Source organism: Pseudogemmobacter lacusdianii, assembly GCF_030848395.1.
Classification (GTDB): domain Bacteria; phylum Pseudomonadota; class Alphaproteobacteria; order Rhodobacterales; family Rhodobacteraceae; genus Pseudogemmobacter; species Pseudogemmobacter lacusdianii.
Window position 1 is genome coordinate 29942 of the sequence record NZ_JAVDBT010000015.1, and the last position, 22082, is coordinate 52023.

Genomic DNA, 22082 nt, shown 5'->3' on the forward strand with positions numbered 1-22082 from the left:
GCCACCCCACACAAGGCCGCAACCCATGTCAGACCCCGCCCGTTCCAAAACCTCGAACGATCCGCTGCTGCAGCCCTATCAGCTGAAGCACCTCACCTTGCGCAATCGCATTATGACCACCGCGCATGAGCCAGCCTATTCCGACGATGGCCTGCCGAAAGACCGCTACCGGATGTATCATCTGGAGCGGGCCAAAGCCGGTGTCTCGATGGTGATGACGGCAGGTTCGGCCTCGGTCAGCCGCGACAGCCCGCCGGTGTTCTCAAACCTCTTGGTCTGGAAAGACGAGATCGTTCCGTGGATGAAAAAGCTGACCGATGATTGTCACGAGGCCGGAGCGGCCGTGATGATCCAGCTGTCGCATCTGGGCCGTCGCACCCGCTGGGACAAAGCCGATTGGCTGCCCGTCGTGGCGCCCGGCCCGCAGCGTGAGCCGAGCCACCGCGCCTTCCCAAAGGTGATCGAGGATTGGGATATCAGCCGTATTATCAAGGACTACGCCGACGCAGCTGAGAGAATGGCAGCCGCTGGCGTCGATGGGGTCGAGTTTGAGTGCTACGGGCATTTGATGGACCAATTCATCAGTCCCCTCACCAATACGCTGACCGACAGCCCCTATGGCGGCAGCTTTGACAACCGGCTGCGCTTTGCCATGGATGTGCTGCAAGCCGTGCGCGACCGGGTTGGGCCTAAGCTCTTGCTGGGTATGCGTTATGTCGCCGATGAGGATGCGCCGGGCGGCATTCCCACCGAAGAAGGCGTCGAGATGGCGCGGCGGTTCCAAGCCTCGGGTCTGGTTGATTTCGTCAACATCATCCGGGGCCGCATCCACACCGATGCCGCTTTGACCGATGTGATCCCGGTGCAAGGCATGCCCTCGGCGCCGCATCTGGACCTTGCCGGCCGCATCCGGGCCGAAGTTGGCCTGCCGACCTTCCACGCCGCCCGCATCCCCGATGTCGCGACGGCGCGGCATGCGGTTTCTTCGGGTTTGGTCGACATGGTCGGCATGACCCGCGCCCATATGGCGGACCCACATGTCGTGCGGAAAATCATTGAAAAACGGGAACATGACATCCGTCCTTGCGTCGGCGCCACCTATTGCCTGGACCGGATTTACCAAGGTGGCATGGCGCTTTGCATCCACAACGCCGCCACGGGCCGCGAAGAGACGATGCCGCATGAATTTACACCAGTGGCGGCCGCCAAGAATGTGGTGATCGTCGGCGCCGGTCCTGCGGGGCTCGAGGCCGCGCGTGTCGCTGCTGAGCGCGGCCATAAGGTGACCGTGTTCGAGGCCGGGCCGCGTGCTGGCGGTCAGATCCTTCTGACCTCGCAGCAAAAACGACGCTCTGAGATGATTGGTATTATCGATTGGCGGATGGAACAATGCACCGCCAAAGGGGTAAAGTTTAACTTTAATACCTTCGCGGAAGAGGCTGATATTTCTGCACTTTCTCCTGACGCCGTGATCATCGCTACCGGCGGCATGCCGCAAGCCGTGGGCCTGTCTTCGGGTGAGGAGCTCTGCGTGCAGGCTTGGGATATCCTCTCGGGCGACGTGAAGCCTGGCAGCAATGTTCTGCTCTATGATGATGCAGGCGACCACACCGCTTTGCAAACGGCTGATGCTTTGGTGGCGGCTGGTGCGAAGGTCGAGGTGATGACCCCGGATCGCAGCTTCGCGCCTGAGGTGATGGGGATGAACCTCGTCCCCTATATGCGCAGTCTGCAAGGGAAAAACACCACCTTCACCGTCACCTATCGCCTCTCATCCGTGGCTCGCGACGGCAATCAGTTGAAGGCACAGATCGGTTCGGACTACATCCGCGATCTGGCACTTGAGAAGAGCTATGATCAGATCGTGGTGAACCACGGCACAGCCCCGAACGCCGATCTTTACTTCGCGCTGAAGCCAAAGTCGGAAAACCTCGGAGCGGTGGATTATGATGCTTTGATCAAAGGCGAGCCTCAGCCGAAAGGCGACGGCCCGAAGGGCTTCGTGCTCTATCGTATTGGGGATGCAGTGGAATCTCGCAACACCCACGCCGCGATCTATGATGCGCTGCGCTTGATGAAGGATATCTAAGCCGCGTCTGACGCGATACCTCTCTGGGGGTATATACCCCTCGATATCTCAGAATGTAGCTTTCTGGCATGATATCGGGGGTATCCCCAGAGGGGTGACGATGCGATTGGCACTTTGGCAGGGCTACTCTCCGGCGGGAGATAGAGATGCGGCCCTGTTGCAGGCCGAGGCTGCTTTGGCCTCGGCCGGTGCACTTGGCGCCCAAGCTCTGGTCATGCCAGAGACTTGGCTGCCCGGCTACAACCAAGATATCAGCCCAAACAATGCCTTATCGGCAGATGACCCCGTGTTTACCAGATTGGGTCGTGCGGCCGCGTCCGCCGACTGCGCGCTCATTCTGGGCTATGCCGAGCGCGACGGCGACCATATCTACAATGCCGCCATCTGCCTTGGACCGGACGGCGAACCGCTGGCACATTACCGCAAGATCCAGCTCTTCGGCCCCCGTGAGCGTGCCCTGTACCGCGCCGGTGACGCCTATGTGACGTTTCCTCTGGGCGCAGAAACCGTCGCGCTGCTGATTTGTTATGATGTAGAATTTTCTAGCCATATCAGCTCATTGCGCGCCAAAGGTGTGACGGCAATCTTTGCACCCACGGCCAATATGACACCATTCGAACATGTGTCCCGCGCCACGGTGCCTGCGATGGCCGCCAACCACGGCGTCTCGATCGTCTACGCCAATTACTGCGGCAGTGAGGGCGATCTTGACTACCAAGGGCACAGCGTGATCGTCGGCCCGCATGGCGAGGTCTTGGCACAAGCAGGCCCCACACCCGCACTGCTGATCGCCGACCTTCCGGCGCGCCGTCCCGCCTATATTTCCAGCCAAAATGCAGATCTAAGGGTGATCGAATGACCCGCTCGCCGCAGCACGACATTCTCTTTACTCCGTTGAAAATTGGTCCAAAAACCGCGAAGAACCGGTTCTATCAGGTGCCGCATTGCAATGGCGGTGGCTACCGAGACCCCTCGGCTGTGGTTGAGATGCGCCGCACCAAGGCCGAAGGCGGCTGGGGCGTGATTTTCACAGAACAGACCGAAATCCACCCGAGCTCTGAGATCACCCCCTTCATCGAGCAGCACCTTTGGGATGATCGCGACATTCCGGCACTTGCCCGCATGGCCGAGGCGATGAAATCGCATGGGGCCCTTGCGGGGATTCAGCTCGCATATTCAGGTATCAACGGGCCAAACCTCTACTCGCGCGAGGTGCCGTTGGCGGTTTCGGGCGGACCAATCCTGACCTTTACCTCGGACCCAGTTCAGGCGCGCACGATGGACCGTGAGGATATCCGCGATCTGCGCCGTTGGTTCCGCAACGCTTTTCGCCGCAGCCATGAGGCGGGGTTTGATCTGATCTGCCTTTACGGCGCGCATGGATTTGGCATTTTGCAACATTTCCTATCGCGTGCCACCAACCATCGGACAGACGAATATGGTGGCAACCTTGAAAACCGTGGCAGGTTCCTGCGCGAAGTTGTTGAAGATGCGAGAGAAACTACGAAAGGCGAATTAGCAGTCTCGCTGCGGATGTCTTTGAATGAGGCTGGCCCTTTTGGCTTTTCAAACGCCGAGTTGCGCGACTTTATTGAGATGCATGGCGACCTGCCCGATATTTGGGACCTAGCCCACGGCACATGGGAGAATTGCTCAGGCACCAGCCGTTTCAAGCCCGAAGCTGCACAAGAAGAGCTTGTTCAAGGCATTAAGGCATTGACCTCAAAGCCTGTCGTCGGCGTGGGACGTTTCACCAGCCCCGACGCAATGGTGCGCCAAATCAAATCTGGAATTCTAGATTTCATAGGCGCGGCAAGGCCTTCGATCGCGGATCCCTTCTTGCCGCAGAAGGTAGAACAGGGCCGATACGACGATATCAGGGAATGCATCGGCTGCAATATCTGCGTCTCGGGCGATATGACCGGAGCGATCAGCCGCTGCACGCAGAACACCGCTTTTATGGAGGAATGGCGCAAAGGCTGGCACCCGGAGCGGCCACGCACCAAGGGGCACAGCCAATCGGTCTTGGTGATTGGCGCAGGCCCGGCAGGGCTTGAGGCCGCCTTGCAGGCCGGGCGCCGCGGTTATGCGGTCACTCTGGCCGAGGCGCGGCAAGAGCTGGGCGGGCGGGTTGCGCGCGAGCGGCTCTTGCCTGGATTATCGGCTTGGGGGCGTGTGGCGGATTACAGAACGGGCCAGATGGCACCTATGCCCAATGTGGAAATTTACCGCGATAGCCCTATGGAAACGCTCGATATTCTGGGAATGGGCGTCGAGCATATCTTGCTTGCCACCGGTTCGCACTGGCGCCGCGACGCGGTGGCCCGGTTGCATCTTCACGATATACCGACCGATCCCGCGATGCCGATCTATTCGCCCGACGATCTCATGGCGGGAAAATTACCTGAAGGCCTTCGCGTAACCCTTTATGATGATGATCATTTCTACATGGGATCGGTGCTTGCAGAGCTGTTGGTGGCGAAGGGCAACCGCGTCGATTTCGTCACCCCCGCGGTGAAGGTTGCTGAATGGACGGACAACACGCTGGAGCAAGCCACGATCATGCGCCGTTTGCTGGATCTCGGCGTAGAGATCCACTTGAACAAAGCACCGGAAACCATTGGAAAGGATGAGGTAACCCTAGGCTGCACCTGGAGTGGCCGACAAAGCATCTTGCCAGCAGAGGCGGTTGTCATGGTGACCAGTCGACGGCCTGAGGATCGCCTTTACCAAGAGCTTCGGGGCATGGATCTCGCCAATGCCGGGGTAAAGAGCTTAAAGTTGATTGGCGATGCAGCCGCCCCGGGCCCGATCGCCTGGGCAACCTATGCTGGGCGTCGTTGGGCCGAGGAGCTGGACCAAGACCCCCTTGGCGATGCTTTAACCTTCCGGCGTGAAATCGCGGACCTTCTGCCCGAACACCGCCTCACGCCTACATGAAAAAGCAGCGCTAAGCCCTTTTCTTACAATAAAGTTCCATGCGGTGATGGATGATCTCATAGCCCATCTCGGCGGCGATCTGGCGTTGCAGCTCCTCAATCCTATCGTTGCGAAATTCGATGATTTCGCCGGAATCAAGATCGACGATATGGTCGTGATGCGCCGGATCAGCGACCTCAAACCGCGCCGCGCCGCTTTCAAACGAATGCCGTTGCACCACGCCCTCACGTTCTAGCACCGATAAAGTGCGATAAACCGTGGCGAGCGAGACGCTGTCATCCACCGCACGGGCGCGGCGATGCAACTCGGTGGCGTCGGGGTGATCCTCTGCCTCGGCCAGGATGCGCAAAAGCACCTCCCGCTGACGGGTGACGCGCACGCCGCCATCGCGCAAGGCCTGCGTCAGGCGTTTCGTTTTATCGCGCAGTGAGGGATCGATTGTCTTCATCGGTGGATTTTAACCGATCAAGTCGCAAGTGCAACCTCGCAGCTGAGAATTACCCAGGTCACTGATGACGCAGCGCCTCGATTGGATCCATGCGCGCGGCGCGACGGGCGGGAAAATAGCCGAAGACCACGCCCACCAGGGCTGAGAAGCCGAAGGCAAGAACCACCACCAATGGGTCGATAACAAAGGGAATTCCCATGAAGCGGCCTGCGCCCCAAGCCATAAGCAACCCGGTTAAGATGCCGATGATGCCGCCCAGCACCGAGAGCGCAACCGACTCCACCAAGAATTGTGTCAGCACCTGACGGGCTGATGCGCCAACCGCCAGTCGAATGCCAATTTCACGCGTACGCTCGGTCACAGAAACCAGCATGATGTTCATAATGCCGATGCCGCCCACCAATAGGCTGACCGCCGCGACCGAGGACAACAACCCCGCCAATACAGTGTTGACAGAGTTCAACATTGAGGCGATTTCCTTCATGTCGGTAAGCGAAAAATCGTCGTCTTGTTCAACTGTTAGACGACGACGTTCACGCATCACCTCACGAATAGCACCCATCGCTTCGGCAACTTCTGTACCAGGGCTGACCGAGATTTGCAGCGTGCTGACATCGCTGCCACCGGCAAGACGGCGCTGCAAAAGCCGGATTGGCATCACCACGACATCGTCTTGATCTTGACCGAAGCTGCCAGCCCCCTTTGCCTGCAACAGGCCGATGACCTGGCAAGAAATCGACTTGATCCGCACGGTTTGGCCCACCGGATCGGTCTGGCCGAATAGCCGCTGCCGAACGGTTTGCCCCAAAAGGCACATAGCCTGGCCAGCATTGTCCTCTTCGTCGGTAAAATTGCGCCCGGCGGCAAGGCTCGAATTGCTCACATGCAGCCAATCCGGCGTGGAGCCGGTGATCGAGGTCGCGGCATTGGCGCTGCCCGCCACCACGGTCTGGCTGGAGCTGGCAATCGGGGCGATCCGCGCCACCTCGGGCAGTTGCGCCAAAGCTTCAGCGTCGCGCAAGGTGAAGGCGCGCGCGCGCCCCCCGGCACCGGGGGGGCCGAACTCACGCCGACCGGGGCGCAGGACCAACAGATCCGAGCCCATAGCCTCGACCGAAGCTGTGACTTGCGCCGAAGAGCCCTGCCCGACCGTCACCATCGCAATCACCGAAGCAACGCCGATCACAATGCCAAGCATGGTCAGGAAGGACCGCAACTTGTTGCGGATGATGGAGCGCAATGCGAGTCGAAAAGCCTCGGTTATCATAGGCTTAACTCCGGCTGCGGGCGATCTTCGACGATATGGCCATCGGTGAAGACCACAAGCCTCTTGGCATAGGCGGCAATGTCGGGCTCATGCGTCACCATCACGACCGTGATGCCTTCATCCCGGTTAAGCTGCTGCAGCAAAAGCATAATCTCATGACTCCGCTGGCTATCTAGGTTCCCCGTCGGCTCATCAGCCAGGATCACGCTTGGATCACCCGCCAAAGCGCGGGCGATGGCAACACGCTGTTGCTGGCCGCCCGACAGCTGCGAGGGATGGTGCCCCTCGCGCCCAGCCAAGCCCACCCGCGCCAAAGCTTCGCGCGCTCGCGCCATACGCTGCGCTCGCGGCAAACCTTTGTAGATTAAAGGTAATTCGACATTCTCTAGCGCAGAGGTTCGCGCCAGAAGGTTGAAACCTTGAAACACGAAGCCCAAGTAATGCCGCCGCAACAGGGCGCGGGCGTCTGGGGTCAAGTGCTCCACCGGCGTGCCTTCAAAAAGATATTGCCCGCCGCTGGGCCGATCGAGGCAACCGATGATGTTCATCGCGGTCGATTTACCCGAGCCCGAGGGGCCCATAATCGCCACGAACTCGCCAGTTCCAACCGTCAGATCAACGCTGTCCAGCGCCTTCACCTCGGCCTCGCCCTGCCCGTAACTGCGCGATACGCCGCGAAATTCGATCAGCGCCATCAGCGGTCACTCTGCCCGGTGATCACCTGATCGCCCTCGGCCAAAGTGGCGGCTGAGACGGCGATCATTTTCCCGTCCGAGGCCCCTGCAGTGATGGTGATCTTTTCGGGCGCGCCTGCCCGTAAGACGTAGATCGAGCTGCCATCGGCCTTGCCACGGCTGCTGCCGCGTCCCGAAGGCATGATAAGACCCAAAAGTCCGCCGCCAGAACGGCCGGCGCCGTCACTGATCGGCGGCGCATAGCGCAAAGCCGCCATCGGCACCAAAAGCACGCCCGGCTCGCGCGCGACGGTGATTGTGGCGGTGGCCGTCATGCCGGGGCGCAGCAAAAGATCATCGTTTTGCACCGTCAGCACCGCCTTATAGGTGACAACGCCGTCCGTCTCTTCCGGCGCGTAGCGCAGCTGGGTGATCTGAGCCGGAAAGCTGCGGCCGGGATAGGCGTCGACGCTGAAATTGGCCGCATTGCCGACGGCGACACGGCCGATATCGGCCTCATCAATATCGACCTGCAGCTGCATCCGACTGAGGTCTTCGGCCAAGGTGAAAAGCACGGGCGCGTTCAACGTGGCGGCGACGATCATGCCCTTCTCGGCGGCACGGTTAAGCACGATCCCGGAGATTGGGCTGCGGATATCCGCTTTGGCGAGATCCGTCTTGGCCTCTTCCAAGCTGGCTTCGGCCAGTTGCAGATCGGCTTTGGCGATCGCAACCGAGGCGGCGGCACGGTCATTTGCCGCTTTCGCAGCGATGACGGTTGAGCGAACGGCAAGGCCGCGCTGATCCAGCGCTGCGGTCGAGGCCCAAGTCTCGGCGGCTTCCGTCGCTGAGGCTTCGGCTTGGATCAGCCGTCCGGCAGCGGCAGCCAGTTGCGCTTCTGCCGTCGTCAGCCGGGATTGAAGATTGGTGCTGTCGAGCCGAGCAAGGATCTGCCCCTCACTCACTTCGTCGTTATAATCGACCATCACAGCCGCCAAAGTGCCGGAGAGCTCCGAAGAAATATCAACCCTTGTCGTGGGTTGGACCGTTCCAGTCGCAATGACCGTCACCGTCAGATCGCCGCGCGTGACCGGGGTTGTATCATAACGCAAAGTCGTGGGCGCAGCCTCGGGGCGCAGCCAAAGCCAGCTGGTCAGGGCCACGGCCAGCAGCGCAATCGCCCAAGGCCAGCGGCGCCGAGGCGCACGCGAGGCCTGCAAGACTTGGGTAAGGTCGGGGCGGCTGTCGCTCTTTGGCACTGAAAATTCCTTTGGCTTTCCCCTCCTACGCGCGAGGGTGCGCATTCCGTCGCTTACATATCCGCTTGGAGCGGGCGTTAGAAGGTCGATGCGCAAGTTGGCCGGCAGCCGGGGGTTTCACACCCCCGGACCCCCGTGGAGTATTTCGGTCAAGATGAATGGATCAGGGGCGGCGAGGGAATGCCCTGCCGCCCCTTTCTCATGCTGCGTTGCGCCAGCTCAGCTGCAGCCTGTGGTGCCGCCGCAGGTGTTGCATTTGAGGCAGGTGCCGTTGCGCACAAGGGTGTAATTGCCGCATTCGCCGCAAGAATCCCCGGTGTAGCCCATCATTTTGGCCTTGGTACGGGCGGCATCGGGGCTGGCGCTGCCAAGAGCCACGCTGGAGGCGCTGTCAGAAAGGCCCATAGCCCGGGTTTCGGGTACCAACATTTCAAGCGCCGAGAGCGGGTCAGTACCGGTCGCCAGCGCAGTGATCGCCGCACCGCCTTGCAGCACCACCAATTCATGCGGCAGACGTTTGCGCAAATAGCCCGAGGAAGAGATCGATTTCAGGAGTTCCACCGATTTCGACGCCGAGCTCTCGGAGACTTCGGTGATGTTCAGCTTACCCTCCTCCTCGCCCCGGCCGAGGTCGTCAAAGGCGGTGCCTTTGGGCGCGACATGCGCCAGATCGGTGCGGTCGAGGTAGGAAATCGCCAGCTCGCGGAAGATATAGTCAAGGATCGAGGTGGCATTCTTGATGCTGTCATTGCCCTGCACCATGCCCGCCGGTTCAAACCGGGTGAAGGTGAAGGCGTCGACGAATTCCTCCAGCGGCACGCCATATTGCAGCCCGACCGAGACCGCTATGGCGAAGTTATTCATCATCGCCCGGAAGCCCGCGCCTTCCTTATGCATATCGATGAAGATCTCGCCCAAGGAGCCATCGGCATATTCGCCGGTGCGCAGATAGACCTTATGGCCGCCGATGATCGCCTTTTGGGTATAGCCCTTGCGGCGCTCGGGCAGTTTTTCGCGGTTGCTGCGGACGATTTCCTTGATGATCACCTTTTCAACGATCTTCTCGGCGATCACTTGCGCCTTTTCCATCACCGAGCCGGAGGTCAGGATCTCTTCGGCCTCGGCATCATCCTCGATCAGCGCGGAGGCCAGCGGCTGGCTGAGCTTCGATCCGTCGCGGTAAAGCGCATTGGCCTTGATCCCAAGGCTGTGCGAGAGCTGATAGGCCGCCAAAGTCTCTTCGATCGTTGCCGAATTGGGCATGTTGATCGTCTTCGAGATCGCGCCCGAGATGAAGCTTTGCGCAGCCGCCATCATATGGATGTGGCTGTTGACCGAGAGGAACCGTTTGCCGGTCTTGCCGCAGGGGTTGGCGCAGTCGAAAACCGGAAGATGCTCGGCCTTGAGGAAGGGCGCGCCTTCCAGAGTCATCGTGCCGCAAACATGGTCATTGGCGGCATCGATCTGGGCCTTGGTGAAGCCGAGATGGCGTAGCAGGTCAAAGCTTGGATCGGTGAGCTTTTCTTCCGGGATGCCAAGGGTGCCTTTGCAGAACTCTGCACCAATGGTCCATTGGTTGAAGACAAAGCGGATGTCGAAAGCGGTCGGCAGCGCCTCTTCGATCTTGGCGATTTCGGTCGGGCCAAAACCATGGCCGATCAAAGCGGTATGGTTGATCGCGGGCGCTTGGGCCAGCGAGCCATGGCCCACCGCATAGGCCACCATCTCGGCGATCTGGTGTTGGGCATAGCCCAGTTTTTCCAAGGCCGCCGGCACCGATTGGTTGATGATCTTGAAGTAACCACCGCCAGCGAGTTTTTTGAACTTCACCAAGGCGAAATCGGGTTCAATCCCGGTGGTGTCGCAATCCATCACAAGGCCGATGGTGCCGGTGGGCGCGATCACCGTGGTTTGGGCGTTGCGGAAGCCATGCTGCTCGCCCAAGCTCAGCGCCTCATCCCAAGCGGATTTGGCAAGGGCAACAAGGGTTTGGTCAGGGCAATTGGCCAGATCCAAAGCGACCGGATTGACGTTCAGCGCCTCATATCCGGCGGTCTTGCCCCAAGCGGCGTTGCGATGGTTGCGGATCACCCGCAGCATATGATCGCGGTTGCGGGCATAGCCCGAGAAAGGCCCGAGCTCCTTGGCCATCTCGGCCGAGGTGGCATAGCTCACCCCCGTCATCACAGCCGTCAGCGCGCCGCACAAAGCGCGGCCCTCGGCACTGTCATAGCCAAGGCCCATATTCATCAAAAGCCCGCCGATATTGGCGTAGCCAAGGCCAAGGGTCCGGAAATCATAGGAAAGTTGCGCGATTTCCTTCGATGGGAATTGCGCCATCATCACCGAGATTTCCAGCGTCACCGTCCAAAGACGGCTGGCATGGACATAGGCCTCGGCGTCGAATTTGCCCTCATGATAGAAGGTCAGCAGGTTCATCGAGGCCAAGTTACAGGCCGTGTCGTCGAGGAACATATATTCCGAGCAGGGGTTCGAGCCGCGGATCGGGCCATCTTCCGGGCAAGTGTGCCAAGCGTTCACCGTGTCATGGAATTGGATGCCCGGGTCAGCGCAGGCCCAAGCGGCATGGCCGATCTGATCCCAAAGCTCGCGCGCCGAGATGGTTTTCGCGACTTTGCCATCGGTGCGGCGGATCAACTCCCAAGGCAGGTCGTCCTGCACGGCTTTCAGGAAGCTGTCGGTGACGCGGACCGAGTTGTTCGAATTCTGGCCCGAGACCGAGATATAGGCCTCGGAATCCCAATCGGTGTCATAGGTCGGGAATTCGATGCTGTCGAAACCTTGGCGCGCATATTGCAGCACGCGGTTGGTGTAAGTGTCCGGGATCATCGAGGTTTTCGCGGCTTTGATCGCGGTCTTTAGCGCGGGGTTCTTCGCCGGATCCACCGCATCCTCGGTCGAGCCATCCCAAGCGCGGATCGCGGCAAAGATCTCATTCAGGCGCAGCTTATGCAGCTTCGAGCCCGCAACAAGGCTGGCCACCTTCTGCTCTTCGATCACCTTCCAATTGATGAATTCTTCGATATCCGGGTGGTCGGTATCAACGATCACCATCTTGGCGGCGCGGCGCGTGGTGCCGCCCGATTTGATCGCCCCTGCCGCGCGATCGCCAATCTTCAGGAACCCCATCAAGCCCGAGGACTTACCGCCGCCCGAAAGCTTTTCGCCCTCACCGCGCAACGACGAGAAGTTGGTCCCCGTGCCGGAGCCATATTTGAAAAGCCGCGCCTCGCGGACCCAAAGGTCCATGATGCCGCCCTCTTGCACCAGATCATCCGAGACCGATTGGATGAAGCAGGCATGGGGCTGCGGATGCTCATAGGCAGAGGTCGATTTCGTCAGCGTTCCGGTTTTATGGTCAACGTAGAAATGGCCCTGCCCCGGGCCGTCGATGCCATAAGCCCAATGCAAGCCGGTGTTGAACCATTGCGGGCTGTTCGGCGCCGCCATCTGGCGCGCCAGCATGAAGCGCATCTCGTCATAATAGGCGCAAGCATCGGCCTCGGTGGTGAAATAGCCACCCTTCCAGCCCCAATAGGCCCAAGCGCCCGCCAAACGGTCAAAGACCTGCTTGGCCGAGGTCTCACCGACCGAGCGCTGATCGGCCGGCAGCTTGGCCAATGCCTCTTCATCCGGCACCGAGCGCCACAGGAATTCGGGCACGCCCTTTTCCTTGACCCGCTTCAGCACCGCCGGGACACCCGCCTTGCGGAAATACTTCTGTGCCAGCACGTCCGAGGCCACTTGGCTCCAGCCTTGCGGCACTTCGACAGCCTCATTGCGGAACACAACGGTGCCATCCGGATTGCGGATCTCCGAAGTGGTGACAGAGAAATTCAACGTGCCGTATGCGCCGGTTGTCTCGGCGGTAAACTTGCGCTCGATCTTCATATGCCCCTCATCTTTCCTTGGCCGGTAGCACCGGCAACGCAGCGGTCTGACCTGCGGCGCAAGGCACAGCAATCCAGCCCCCGGCCCGAGGGGACCAAGATCAAGCGGCCATCACGCGCCGCTGTCGGGACTTTAAGGCTCACCTGCTCGACGCCACTATATATTGTGGCCCACGACCGCACTCCGCCAACCTGAAGTAATCCCCCCTGCGCTTCAACTTAAATTTTCAACGTTCGAAAAATTTTGAGACTTGACGGAAGCGTGATCCTCTTCCCCGAAACACCGGCAAACTTATCCACAAGTATGCCTCACCTCTGGGGGCGATTTTGTGGATAGTCCTGTGGGAAGGCTGAGGATGCGCTGTGGGCAATCTGGGATTTTGCAAAGAACCGGGCGGATTGCGCGCCAAGGCTTAGACTTTGCGCGAATGGTAAAGCACGCGAAAACCCACAGCTGATCGATTCTCAATCCCTGTGAATAGAACGGGAGGCAGCCCGTGTTGCGTGGCTTTCGCAGCCCAAGTTTGCGCGGCATGCCGGCAACAGTGGCCGTGAACTCCGCCCGTTTAAAAGGGAAGAATCGCCCCGATCATCAAGGCATGCTTGGTCCCTGTCCCGATCCACCCAAACGGCGACAGCGCAGGGTTTGGCAGGGGCAAAAGCCCTTCGCTAAGGAGGTGATGAAAACCGCTGGGAATTCCCCCGCCGATCCCGGTCTTGTGGCTTGACCCCAACCAGACGGCGCGCAAGGCTCAGGCCTTCTTGTGCCAGTTGGAGGACTAAGTATGGGCCTTGGGAAGACTTTGATGAAGGTGGCGCTGGGCGTCGCAGTGGCAAAGGGCATGCAGGGCCTTGCGCAACGTTCGAACAGCTCCGGTGGCGTGGGCGGCGGCTTGGGCTCTGGTCGCGGCGCGGCCGGGTCGGCGGGCGGCTTGGGCGGTTTGTTGGGCGAGCTGATGGGCAACAACAGCGGCACCCCTGCGGGCCGTGGCGGGCGCGGCGGCGATCTCTTAGAGGGGCTTTTGGGCACGAAGCGCAGCGGCCACCGCGCCAATGCACCGACCGGCGGCTTGGCCGAAGTTCTGCAAAAACTGACCACGGGGCGCGGCGCAGGCGGCTCGGGCGGACTTGGTGGTCTGGCAAGCACGCTTGGGGCCGGAGGCATTGGCGGACTTTTGGGTTCGGTTCTGGGCGGCGCGGCCACCCCCGCCCCCGGCGCCACCTTGCAACCTGAGGTGGAAGAAGAAGTCTCGGCAGCCCTTCTTCTTAAAGCCATCATCCAAGCGGTGAAGGCCGATGGGCATCTGGATGAAGATGAAAAGCGCAAGCTGATGGATGCGATGGGCGATGCCAGCCAAGAGGAGATCGCCGCTGTGAACGCCGAGCTTGCGACTCCGGTTGATGTCCAAGCCTTGGTGCGGCTGGTGCCCGATGGGATGGAGGGGCAGATCTACCTCGCCTCGCTTTCCGCCATCACCCTCGACAGCAAGGAAGAGGCCGACTACCTGCATTCTTTGGCCGAGGCTCTGGAGCTGACCCCAGAAGAGGTTCGCGTGCTGCATGAGCGTGCCGGCGCGTCACCGCTGTATCGTTAAGGTTTCCTTTCTCCGGCAGCCAGTGTAGCCCAAGCACAGGACTGGCTGCCGGAGACTTGCCATGACCACCACGGCAGCATCTGAAAACAACCGCGCTGCGGCGATGATGACGGGTTCGATGGCCTTCTTTGCCGTCGAGGATCTGTTCCTCAAGCAGGTGGCCGAGGCCTTGCCCCCCGGCGAAGTCCTTCTTCTGACTGGCTTTGTTGGCGCGGTAGTGTTTTGGCTTCTGGCCGCGCGGAAGGGCCAAAAGGTGCTCAGCGCCGAAGCTTTGCAGCCCATCCCCCTGACCCGAACCTTGGCCGAGGCGATCTCGGCAGTGCTTTATATTCTGGCTTTGGCTTTTGCGCCTTTGTCGATGACCTCGGCCTTGCTGCAAGCCTCGCCCTTGGTGGTGGTCGCTGGGGCGGCGCTGTTCTTGGGCGAAAAGGTCGGCTGGCGGCGCTGGAGTTCGGTCGTCGTCGGCTTCATCGGGGTTTTGGTGATCCTGTCGCCTTGGGATGCCAGTTTCGACGCCACCGGGATCCTGACCGTGCTTTGCGTGCTGGCACTGGCCCTGCGCGATCTGTCGACCCGGATGATGCCCGCCGAGATCGGCACTTTCCAAGTCGCCTCATGGGCCTATATGGGCATCGCGCCCTCGGGACTTCTCTTGATGCTGGTGATGGGCGACAGTTTTGTCTGGCCCTCGCTGATCCAATGGGGCGGCATGGGGCTGGCGCTGTTTGCCGGGCTCTTTGGCTATTATGCCGTGGTGGCGGCGATGCGGATGGGCGAGGTTTCGGTCGTGGCCCCCTTCCGCTACACAAGGCTGATCTTCGCCATCCTGCTGGCGATGATCGTCTTGGGCGAGCGTCCTTCGCTTTCCACCTATATCGGCGGCGGCATTGTGGTGGCTTCGGGGCTTTATGCCTTTGCGCGCGGGCGGGTGCGGCAGAAAATGCCGCAAGAGAGTGCCGAAACGCGCCTTCCTTAATCCGGCTTTCCCCGCTAAACGGGCGCCTGAGAGCATCCATTCCGGCCGGGAGCCCCCCATGAGCACGATCATCGATATCCACGCCCGCGAAATCCTCGACAGTCGCGGCAATCCCACTGTTGAAGTTGACGTGGTGCTGGAAAGCGGCGCGATGGGCCGCGCGGCGGTACCCTCGGGCGCTTCGACCGGCGCACATGAGGCTGTTGAGCGCCGCGATGGCGACACATCGCGCTATCTCGGCAAGGGCGTGCTGGAGGCTGTGGACGCGGTCAATGGCGAGCTTGCCGAAGAGCTGATCGGCTATGACGCGACCGAGCAAGTCGGCATCGACCGCACCATGATCGAGATGGACGGCACACCGAACAAATCGCGTCTGGGCGCCAATGCGATCTTGGGCGTGTCTTTGGCGGTGGCGAAAGCGGCGGCGGAATATTCGAACCAGCCCTTGTATCGCTACATCGGCGGCACCTCGGCCCGCGTTCTGCCGGTGCCGATGATGAACATCATCAACGGCGGCGAACATGCCGACAACCCGATCGACATCCAAGAATTCATGATCATGCCGGTGGGTGCCGATAACATCCGCGAAGCCATCCGCATGGGCGCTGAAGTCTTCCACACCCTGAAAAAAGAGCTGTCGGCAGCGGGCTTCTCGACCGCGATCGGTGATGAGGGCGGCTTTGCCCCGGCAATCTCCTCGAGCCGCGCGGCCTTGGATTTCATCCTCAAAGCCATTGAGAAAGCTGGCTATCGTCCGGGTGAGGATATGTTCCTGGCCCTCGACTGCGCCTCGACCGAATATTTCAAGGGCGGCAAGTATGAGATGACGGGCGAAGGCCTGTCGCTGTCTTCGGAAGAGAATGCCGACTATCTCGCCAAACTGGTCGCGGATTACCCGATCATCTCGATCGAAGACGGTATGGCCGAGGATGACTGGGCGGGCTGGAAGATCCTGACCGAGAAGCTGGGCAACCGTGTGCAGCTGGTCGGCGACGATCTCTTCGTGACCAACCCGGCCCGTCTGGCCGATGGCATCAAGCAAGGCGTTGCCAACTCGATGCTGGTGAAAGTGAACCAGATCGGCACCCTGACCGAGACGCTGCAAGCCGTGGATATGGCGCATCGCGCGCGCTACACCAACGTGATGTCGCACCGCTCGGGCGAGACCGAGGATAGCACGATTGCTGATCTGGCGGTCGCCACCAATTGCGGTCAGATCAAGACCGGCTCACTGTCGCGCTCGGACCGGCTGGCCAAGTATAACCAGCTGATCCGCATTGAAGAAATGCTGGGTGAGACGGCTGAATATGCCGGCCGCTCGATCCTGAAATAAGCCAGATGCGGCGGCCTTCGGGCCGCCGCTTTCCCTTTAGGGCCTGCCATGACCGAAGAATACCCTGCCCGTCCCGAACCCTTTTGGGTGAATTACGTCACTTTGCTCGAAGAGCGCCCGGCGCTGATTTCGGTCGATGCAGGCTGGATGAGCGCTTTGGGCTTTGGCGATGCCGAGACGCTTTTGGGCATCGAGATCCCCTTCCACGCCAAAGGCGATGGTGAGATCGTCTCGCGCGATGAACTGCCGGTTTTGCAAGAGATCGCCGAGGCGATCGAGGCGGAACTCCCTGAGGAATTCGCCCATCTCGTCGCGCGCAGATACGGCGCGGGCAAGATGGTGCTTTATGTCTATGCCGCGCATCCCGATGATATTGCAGCGATTGTCTCCGAGCTTTTGGAAGACAGCGACTACGAGCCGCGCAGTTTTGAGTTGCAAGACCCCGAATGGGCGCATTACCGCGATGTGCTTTGCCCCGATGATATCGTTTGGCAAAACATCTCAAATGATGATCTGCGCGCGCAGATGGCCGGGCATGGCGACAATCCCGCTTTGATGCGGCGGATCGACCATGTGGCGCTGTTCCCCGACCGCGATGGCGCTGGCGATTACGCGGCAAGGGTCGAAGAGATTGGCTTTGAGGTTGAAGCCTTTAGCGACAAGGACGACCCCGACTTCCCCATCGCGGTGGAGTTCTGGCGTGACGACGCGCCCGATGGGCTGAATGAAGTCACCGGGCTTTTGGTCGAAATGGCGCGGGAATATGTGGGCCGCTACGATGGCTGGGGCGCGCGGGTGGTCGCGGGCTAAGGCGGCGCGGGCCTTTCGCGGCCCGCACCTGCTGCACTTAGTGGTGCAGCATCTCATGCAAAACATCATCAGCGCTGAGCGCGGCCGGGTAATAGGTCGGCCAATGCGTCAGCTCGGACAGCAAAGCTTTGCGGTCACTGCCCCAATACAGGTGGAAATGCGAGGATTTCTCAGGCGCGATGATATGGTCTGAGAACTGAATGAAATCAGGCGCTTCCGCATCGCCTTCGGTCTTGCGGAAGATGAAGCGCACCCCGCGATTGCCCTTTTCATAGGTCAGCACCTCATAGCCATCCGAGGCATAGCTGCCGCGAGCAGCCCTATCGCCTTTGTAAAAGCTGATCTGATCGCCTTTGATGTCGATCCGGGTGACATCGGTTTGATAGCCGGTCTCGTAATAGGCGCGGTAGGCATCCGCGCTTTTATCACCCGATTTGGCCTTATGCTGCCAAACCGGATCCAGGGTGCCATCTTGCAACAGCGGATAGACCGATTGCCAATCGCCCTCCCAATCGCTGAGCGTGCGGTCGGCGACTTGGGCATCGTCGAAATAACCCTTGGAGATCTTTGCCTTAGCTTCGGCATTGGCCTTTGCTTCGGGCGTTTGGTCGCCTCCTGCATGGTCATGGCTGTGCGCATGGTCATGCCCATGGCTATGGCCCTTGGTGCCCTCTTCTGCCCCGGCCGGTAGCGCCAGCGCCATGACCAAAATCCCGGCACCTGCCCATTTTGATGCGGTGATCTGCATCGCTCACTCCTTTGTCACATAAAACACCAGCGCAGCGTTATGTTATTTCATAACGCCATGCAAGGCAGCAGTAACCGCCCATCCAGCCCCACGCAAGACTGAACTTTGCGCGGCGGCGAAGAATTGGGCCTTTAGGCGTCAGGCTTTTGCGTTACGAAAATCGGTTGGGACGGAACTCGGCCAGATCGGCGCTCTCCTTACCGTCGATCTCAGCCGCCAGCAGCTCAGCTGTGATCGCCGCCAAAGTGGCACCAGAATGCATCACGGCAAGCCAAAGCCCCGGCAATGCGGCGCCGATCACTGGCAGCCCATCGCCCGGCACCGGGCGATGGGCTAAGGTGACCTCGTCCCAATCACACTGAACGCCGGGCAACAGCGCGCGCAGCCGCGTCATCGCCGCATCGGCATGAAGACTGGCAAGCCCCGAGATCGTCTCGGCAGCATCGCCTTGATGGTTGGCGGCAGTTGGCATCACCAAACGGCCTGCATTGTCTTGCCTCAGCTCTCCGCCCGGTCCCCAAAGCACCAGCGGCAAAACCGGCGGCAGCGGTGGGGTTTTGAGGATCAACCCCGGTCGCGACAACATTGGCAGCGCCACGCCCACGGTCTGAAGCAGGGCCGTCGCACCTGTGCCAGCCGCCACCACCACCGCATCAGCGCCAAGCACGCCTTGCGCCGTCACGACACCCGTCACTTTGCCCTGCGTCTCAACCAAAGCATGCACCGCGATGCCGCGCCAAAGCCGCCCGCCCGAGGCGGCGATCAGCCGCTGTGCCAACTCACCCGGATCGACCGCGCCTTCCGTCGGCAGGTAAAGCGCAGTCTCGGGGCTTTGGCCAAGTTGCGGCAGAGCCGCTTTGATGCGGGTCTGATCCCATTCCTCGACCGGGTAATCCATCGCGCGCAGCTCTTTGGCAAAACGGAGCTGCTCCTCGCCTTGGCTCTCAAACCACATGCAGCCCGGCCAACGCGTTGGACTGGATGGTAAAAGCCCATCCAACCGGCGATGTGCCGCAATGCCTTCGCGTCGTAGGTGATAATGCGCCGGCGAGAGCCCGTAGCTCGCGTTGATCCAGCCAAAGCTGCGCCCCGAGGCCCCGGCCGCGATGCCTTGGCCTTCAAGAATTGTCACCTCATGGCCACGGCGGGTCAGTTGAAAGGCGATGGCTGCGCCGATTACTCCGGCGCCGATGACGAGAATCTGCATGGCTCATTGCTGCCAGCCGCACCGCCCGCTGGCAAGATCTTTGGGAATGCGCTAGCCAAGCACAATGGCCAAATTGATCCTTTTGAACAAACCCTTCGACGTGCTTTGCCAGTTCACCGACCCCGAGGGCCGGTCGACTTTGGCCGATTTCGTGCCCGATCGCGGGGTTTATCCGGCAGGGCGGCTGGACCGCGATTCCGAAGGTTTGGTGGTGCTGACCGATGACGGGCGGCTGCAGGCGCGGATCTCGGACCCCAAGCATAAGCTGGCCAAAGTGTATCTGGCGCAGGTCGAGGGCGTGGTCAATGACACGGCTTTGGCGGCTTTGCGCGAGGGTGTGATGCTGAAGGACGGCATGACCTTGCCCGCCAAAGCGCGCGCGATTGAAGCGCCGGACTGGCTGTGGCCACGGGTTCCACCGGTGCGTGAGCGCAAGACTGTGCCCGATGGGTGGATCGAGATCACCCTGCGTGAGGGGCGCAATCGGCAGGTGCGGCGGATGTGTGCCGCCGTTGGCCTGCCCTGCCTGCGGCTGATCCGCTGGTCGGTTGGCGATTGGACGATCGACGGGCTAGGCTTGGGCGAAAGCCGGGCGGTTCCGGCGCGTCTGGGCTGAGGTCTTCGCGTCTTAGCCGGTCACTGGGCGCGCGCCCTCCACCCCCTAAGGATACTTTCGCTCGGAACGAGATGGCAAAGCTGACGCAGCTTTGGCAACTTGTACCCCGCACATTTGTGCCGTGGCCTATGGGTTTGGAGGCGGCTATGCTTCGCGCATGACACGACAAGACATCCCCCCCTACGGTTCCGGCGACAGCCGTGCCGGATTTCTTTATGCGCTGGCGGCCTATCTCTTTTGGGGCGTTTTACCGCTTTATATGAAAGCCCTAGCCCATATCCCGGCGGTTGAGGTGGTGGCGCATCGCATCATCTGGTCGGTGCCGGTTGCAGTATTGGTGCTTTACTGGCTGGGCCGCACCCGCGATCTGCGTGATGCCTTGCGCAATCCGCGCATGCTGGCGATGGCTGGGCTGACGGCGGCTTTGGTCTCGGTCAATTGGGGCATTTATGTTTGGGCGATCGGCGCGGGCCGGGCGCTGGATGCGGCCTTGGGCTATTACATCAACCCGCTCTTCTCGATCCTTCTGGGCTCGATGCTCTTGGGCGAGCGGCTGCGCGGCATTCAATGGCTGGCGATCCTGTTCGCCACAATCGCGGTGACGCTGTTGACTTGGGAGACCGGCAGCCTGCCATTGGCGGCTTTGGGGATGATGCTGACTTGGGGCTTTTACGCCTATTTCAAGCGTCGACTGCCGATCGGCCCCAATCAGGGCTTCGCGCTGGAGGTCATTCTGCTTTTGCCCTTTGGCCTTGGCTACGTTCTGTGGCTGGCACTGAGCGGACAGAACCATTTTGCCGTGGGCGTGCCTTCGGACACTTGGCTTTTGGTGGGTTGCGGATTGGTCACTGCGGTGCCGCTGATGATTTACGCCAATGGGGCCAAGCGTTTGCGGCTCTCAACGATCGCGATCATGCAATATATCGCGCCGACAATGATCTTCCTGACAGCCGTTTTCGTCTTTGGTGAGCCGTTCAGCCAAACGAAATTGGTGGCCTTTGGCTTCATCTGGTCGGCGCTGATCGTCTATTCTTGGTCGATCCTGCGCCAAGCGCGGCGTCAGCCCTGATCTGCGGCGGCATCGGGGCGGCTGATCTGGCCGCCTCCCACCGCCGCCGGAACGCCGGTGGTGCTGGGGCAAGAGGTCGCCATGCCGCGCATCACCCGCACCGCAAGGAAGGCGAAGGCTTGCGCTTCCAGCATATCGCCGTCGAGGCCCGCTGCCTCGACCGGTTCGACCGTTGCGCGGAGCTGGCGGCTCAAGTGACGCATCAGCGTGGCGTTGTGCCGTCCGCCGCCGGTGACGAGAAGGCGCGAGATCTCTTGCGGGAAATGCTCGGCCCCTTTGACGACTGCGGCAGCGGCAGCAGCGGTGAGCGTGGCCAGTGCCATTTCAGTCGAGAGCGGTTTCACCGCCTGCACCAGTGCCACAAAGTCATTACGGTCCAAGGACTTCGGCGGGACTTTGAAGAAATAGGGATGCTGTAAGAAGCGATCGAGGACAGCCTTCTTAACCCGACCTTTGGCGGCAAGCTGGCCGCCTTCATCGCAGTCTTTGCCCAGCCGGGCCCGCATCAGGTCATTCATCGGCGCATTGGCGGGGCCGGTGTCAAAGGCCAAAAGCGCGCCCTCAACTTCTGGAGCGGGTTGGTTTGGGTCCACCCATGTTAGATTGCCAACCCCGCCAAGGTTGAGGAAGGCCAAAGGCTCGGTCGCGCCGATGTGTTTGGCGAGCGCGAAATGGAAGAAGGGGGCCAAAGGCGCGCCCTGCCCGCCCAAAGCCACGTCAGAGCTGCGAAAATCCCAAACCACCGGCAGGCCAAGCACCTGCGCCAGCAAGGTGCCGTTGCCTGCCTGATGCGTGCCGCGCCCGGCCGGATCATGCGCAAGGGTCTGGCCGTGAAAGCCCACGACATCGACGCCGGAGAAGCGCGACAAAAGCTCGGCATGGGCGGTCTCCACCACCTCGGCGGCCTCAGCCACGCCGGGCTCACCGGGCCATTTGCCCAAAGCGGCGCGCAGCACCGACTTCTCAGCCGCGCTATAGGGGCGGTAGGCTGAGGGGCCGAATTCCTGCACCGAATGGCCATCGGTCAGCACCATCGCCGCGTCAACGCCGTCCAAAGACGTGCCCGACATCGCGCCAAGCGCCCAAACCGGCGCTTCTGCGCCCTTCGCCATCTTCCCCTTCATGCCCCGCCCCGTTATA

The 22082-nt window shown here is 60.8% G+C and carries 17 protein-coding genes; 9 read left to right on the forward strand and 8 right to left on the reverse strand.

Annotated elements, in window-relative coordinates; translation table 11 throughout:
- The first annotated feature begins 25 nt into the window (after positions 1–25).
- From Q9295_RS14860 to Q9295_RS14870, 3 genes are all read left to right on the forward strand, one after another.
- The gene (locus Q9295_RS14860; RefSeq protein WP_306681364.1) at positions 26–2089 is read left to right on the forward strand and encodes an NADH:flavin oxidoreductase; all 2064 of its coding nucleotides are present in this window, start codon (positions 26–28) and stop codon (positions 2087–2089) included.
- Positions 2090–2189: 100 nt separating this feature from the next.
- Entirely contained in the window at positions 2190–2948 is a 759-nt protein-coding gene (locus Q9295_RS14865; RefSeq protein WP_306681365.1) for a nitrilase-related carbon-nitrogen hydrolase, read from the forward strand.
- The gene (locus tag Q9295_RS14870; RefSeq protein ID WP_306681366.1) at positions 2945–5029 is read left to right on the forward strand and encodes an oxidoreductase; all 2085 of its coding nucleotides are present in this window, start codon (positions 2945–2947) and stop codon (positions 5027–5029) included. The genes Q9295_RS14865 and Q9295_RS14870 overlap by 4 nt, the downstream gene beginning before the upstream one ends.
- A gap of 10 nt (positions 5030–5039) precedes the next feature.
- On the opposite strand, the gene Q9295_RS14875 is transcribed toward Q9295_RS14870, so the two are convergent.
- From Q9295_RS14875 to Q9295_RS14895, 5 genes are all read right to left on the reverse strand, one after another.
- A complete protein-coding gene (locus Q9295_RS14875) occupies positions 5040–5477 on the reverse strand; it encodes a Fur family transcriptional regulator (RefSeq protein WP_306681367.1) in 438 nt (145 codons plus the stop codon).
- 58 nt (positions 5478–5535) lie between these two features.
- On the reverse strand, positions 5536–6744 hold the full coding sequence (locus tag Q9295_RS14880) for an ABC transporter permease (RefSeq protein WP_306681368.1): 1209 nt from the start codon (positions 6742–6744) through the stop codon (positions 5536–5538).
- Positions 6741–7439: an ABC transporter ATP-binding protein gene (locus tag Q9295_RS14885; protein WP_306681369.1), complete on the reverse strand. Its 699-nt coding sequence runs from the start codon at positions 7437–7439 to the stop codon at positions 6741–6743. Before Q9295_RS14885 ends, Q9295_RS14880 begins: the two co-directional genes overlap by 4 nt.
- Entirely contained in the window at positions 7439–8677 is a 1239-nt protein-coding gene (locus Q9295_RS14890; RefSeq protein ID WP_306681370.1) for an efflux RND transporter periplasmic adaptor subunit, read from the reverse strand. Before Q9295_RS14890 ends, Q9295_RS14885 begins: the two co-directional genes overlap by 1 nt.
- A gap of 219 nt (positions 8678–8896) precedes the next feature.
- The gene (locus tag Q9295_RS14895; protein WP_306681371.1) at positions 8897–12589 is read right to left on the reverse strand and encodes a vitamin B12-dependent ribonucleotide reductase; all 3693 of its coding nucleotides are present in this window, start codon (positions 12587–12589) and stop codon (positions 8897–8899) included.
- Positions 12590–13373: 784 nt separating this feature from the next.
- Here Q9295_RS14895 and Q9295_RS14900 point away from each other — a divergent pair.
- From Q9295_RS14900 to Q9295_RS14915, 4 genes are all read left to right on the forward strand, one after another.
- Positions 13374–14183 (forward strand): DUF533 domain-containing protein, encoded by an 810-nt coding sequence (locus Q9295_RS14900; protein WP_306681372.1) that lies wholly within the window; start codon positions 13374–13376, stop codon positions 14181–14183.
- 61 nt (positions 14184–14244) lie between these two features.
- Positions 14245–15159: a DMT family transporter gene (locus tag Q9295_RS14905; protein WP_306681373.1), complete on the forward strand. Its 915-nt coding sequence runs from the start codon at positions 14245–14247 to the stop codon at positions 15157–15159.
- A gap of 58 nt (positions 15160–15217) precedes the next feature.
- A complete protein-coding gene (gene eno / locus Q9295_RS14910) occupies positions 15218–16492 on the forward strand; it encodes a phosphopyruvate hydratase (protein ID WP_306681374.1) in 1275 nt (424 codons plus the stop codon).
- Positions 16493–16540: 48 nt separating this feature from the next.
- On the forward strand, positions 16541–17302 hold the full coding sequence (locus Q9295_RS14915) for a DUF695 domain-containing protein (RefSeq protein ID WP_306681375.1): 762 nt from the start codon (positions 16541–16543) through the stop codon (positions 17300–17302).
- 37 nt (positions 17303–17339) lie between these two features.
- Here Q9295_RS14915 and Q9295_RS14920 read toward each other — a convergent pair whose 3' ends face one another.
- Positions 17340–18050, reverse strand: a complete 711-nt coding sequence (locus tag Q9295_RS14920; protein ID WP_306681376.1) for a ZinT family metal-binding protein — start codon at positions 18048–18050, stop codon at positions 17340–17342.
- A gap of 151 nt (positions 18051–18201) precedes the next feature.
- Positions 18202–19257, reverse strand: coding sequence for an NAD(P)/FAD-dependent oxidoreductase (locus Q9295_RS14925; protein ID WP_306681377.1), 1056 nt, complete (start codon positions 19255–19257; stop codon positions 18202–18204).
- Positions 19258–19321: 64 nt separating this feature from the next.
- Here Q9295_RS14925 and Q9295_RS14930 point away from each other — a divergent pair, with 64 nt between their 5' ends.
- A complete protein-coding gene (locus Q9295_RS14930) occupies positions 19322–19873 on the forward strand; it encodes a pseudouridine synthase (RefSeq protein ID WP_306681378.1) in 552 nt (183 codons plus the stop codon).
- Between the two features lie 157 nt (positions 19874–20030).
- On the forward strand, positions 20031–20942 hold the full coding sequence (gene rarD / locus Q9295_RS14935; RefSeq protein WP_306681379.1) for an EamA family transporter RarD: 912 nt from the start codon (positions 20031–20033) through the stop codon (positions 20940–20942).
- Here the strand turns inward: rarD and Q9295_RS14940 are convergent.
- Positions 20933–22054 carry an anhydro-N-acetylmuramic acid kinase gene (locus tag Q9295_RS14940; protein ID WP_306681380.1) on the reverse strand — a complete coding sequence of 374 codons (1122 nt, stop codon included), beginning with the start codon at positions 22052–22054 and terminating at the stop codon, positions 20933–20935. The genes rarD and Q9295_RS14940 overlap by 10 nt on opposite strands.
- Positions 22055–22082 lie beyond the last annotated feature (28 nt).

Coding starts and splice junctions, on each gene's coding strand:
- Q9295_RS14860 (WP_306681364.1), top strand. CDS start 26: ATGTCAGACCCCGCCCGTTCCAAAACCTCGAACGATCCGCTGCTGCAG.
- Q9295_RS14865 (WP_306681365.1), top strand. CDS start 2,190: ATGCGATTGGCACTTTGGCAGGGCTACTCTCCGGCGGGAGATAGAGAT.
- Q9295_RS14870 (WP_306681366.1), top strand. CDS start 2,945: ATGACCCGCTCGCCGCAGCACGACATTCTCTTTACTCCGTTGAAAATT.
- Q9295_RS14875 (WP_306681367.1), bottom strand. CDS start 5,477: ATGAAGACAATCGATCCCTCACTGCGCGATAAAACGAAACGCCTGACG.
- Q9295_RS14880 (WP_306681368.1), bottom strand. CDS start 6,744: ATGATAACCGAGGCTTTTCGACTCGCATTGCGCTCCATCATCCGCAAC.
- Q9295_RS14885 (WP_306681369.1), bottom strand. CDS start 7,439: ATGGCGCTGATCGAATTTCGCGGCGTATCGCGCAGTTACGGGCAGGGC.
- Q9295_RS14895 (WP_306681371.1), bottom strand. CDS start 12,589: ATGAAGATCGAGCGCAAGTTTACCGCCGAGACAACCGGCGCATACGGC.
- Q9295_RS14900 (WP_306681372.1), top strand. CDS start 13,374: ATGGGCCTTGGGAAGACTTTGATGAAGGTGGCGCTGGGCGTCGCAGTG.
- Q9295_RS14905 (WP_306681373.1), top strand. CDS start 14,245: ATGACCACCACGGCAGCATCTGAAAACAACCGCGCTGCGGCGATGATG.
- eno (WP_306681374.1), top strand. CDS start 15,218: ATGAGCACGATCATCGATATCCACGCCCGCGAAATCCTCGACAGTCGC.
- Q9295_RS14915 (WP_306681375.1), top strand. CDS start 16,541: ATGACCGAAGAATACCCTGCCCGTCCCGAACCCTTTTGGGTGAATTAC.
- Q9295_RS14920 (WP_306681376.1), bottom strand. CDS start 18,050: ATGCAGATCACCGCATCAAAATGGGCAGGTGCCGGGATTTTGGTCATG.
- Q9295_RS14925 (WP_306681377.1), bottom strand. CDS start 19,257: ATGCAGATTCTCGTCATCGGCGCCGGAGTAATCGGCGCAGCCATCGCC.
- Q9295_RS14930 (WP_306681378.1), top strand. CDS start 19,322: ATGGCCAAATTGATCCTTTTGAACAAACCCTTCGACGTGCTTTGCCAG.
- rarD (WP_306681379.1), top strand. CDS start 20,031: ATGACACGACAAGACATCCCCCCCTACGGTTCCGGCGACAGCCGTGCC.
- Q9295_RS14940 (WP_306681380.1), bottom strand. CDS start 22,054: ATGGCGAAGGGCGCAGAAGCGCCGGTTTGGGCGCTTGGCGCGATGTCG.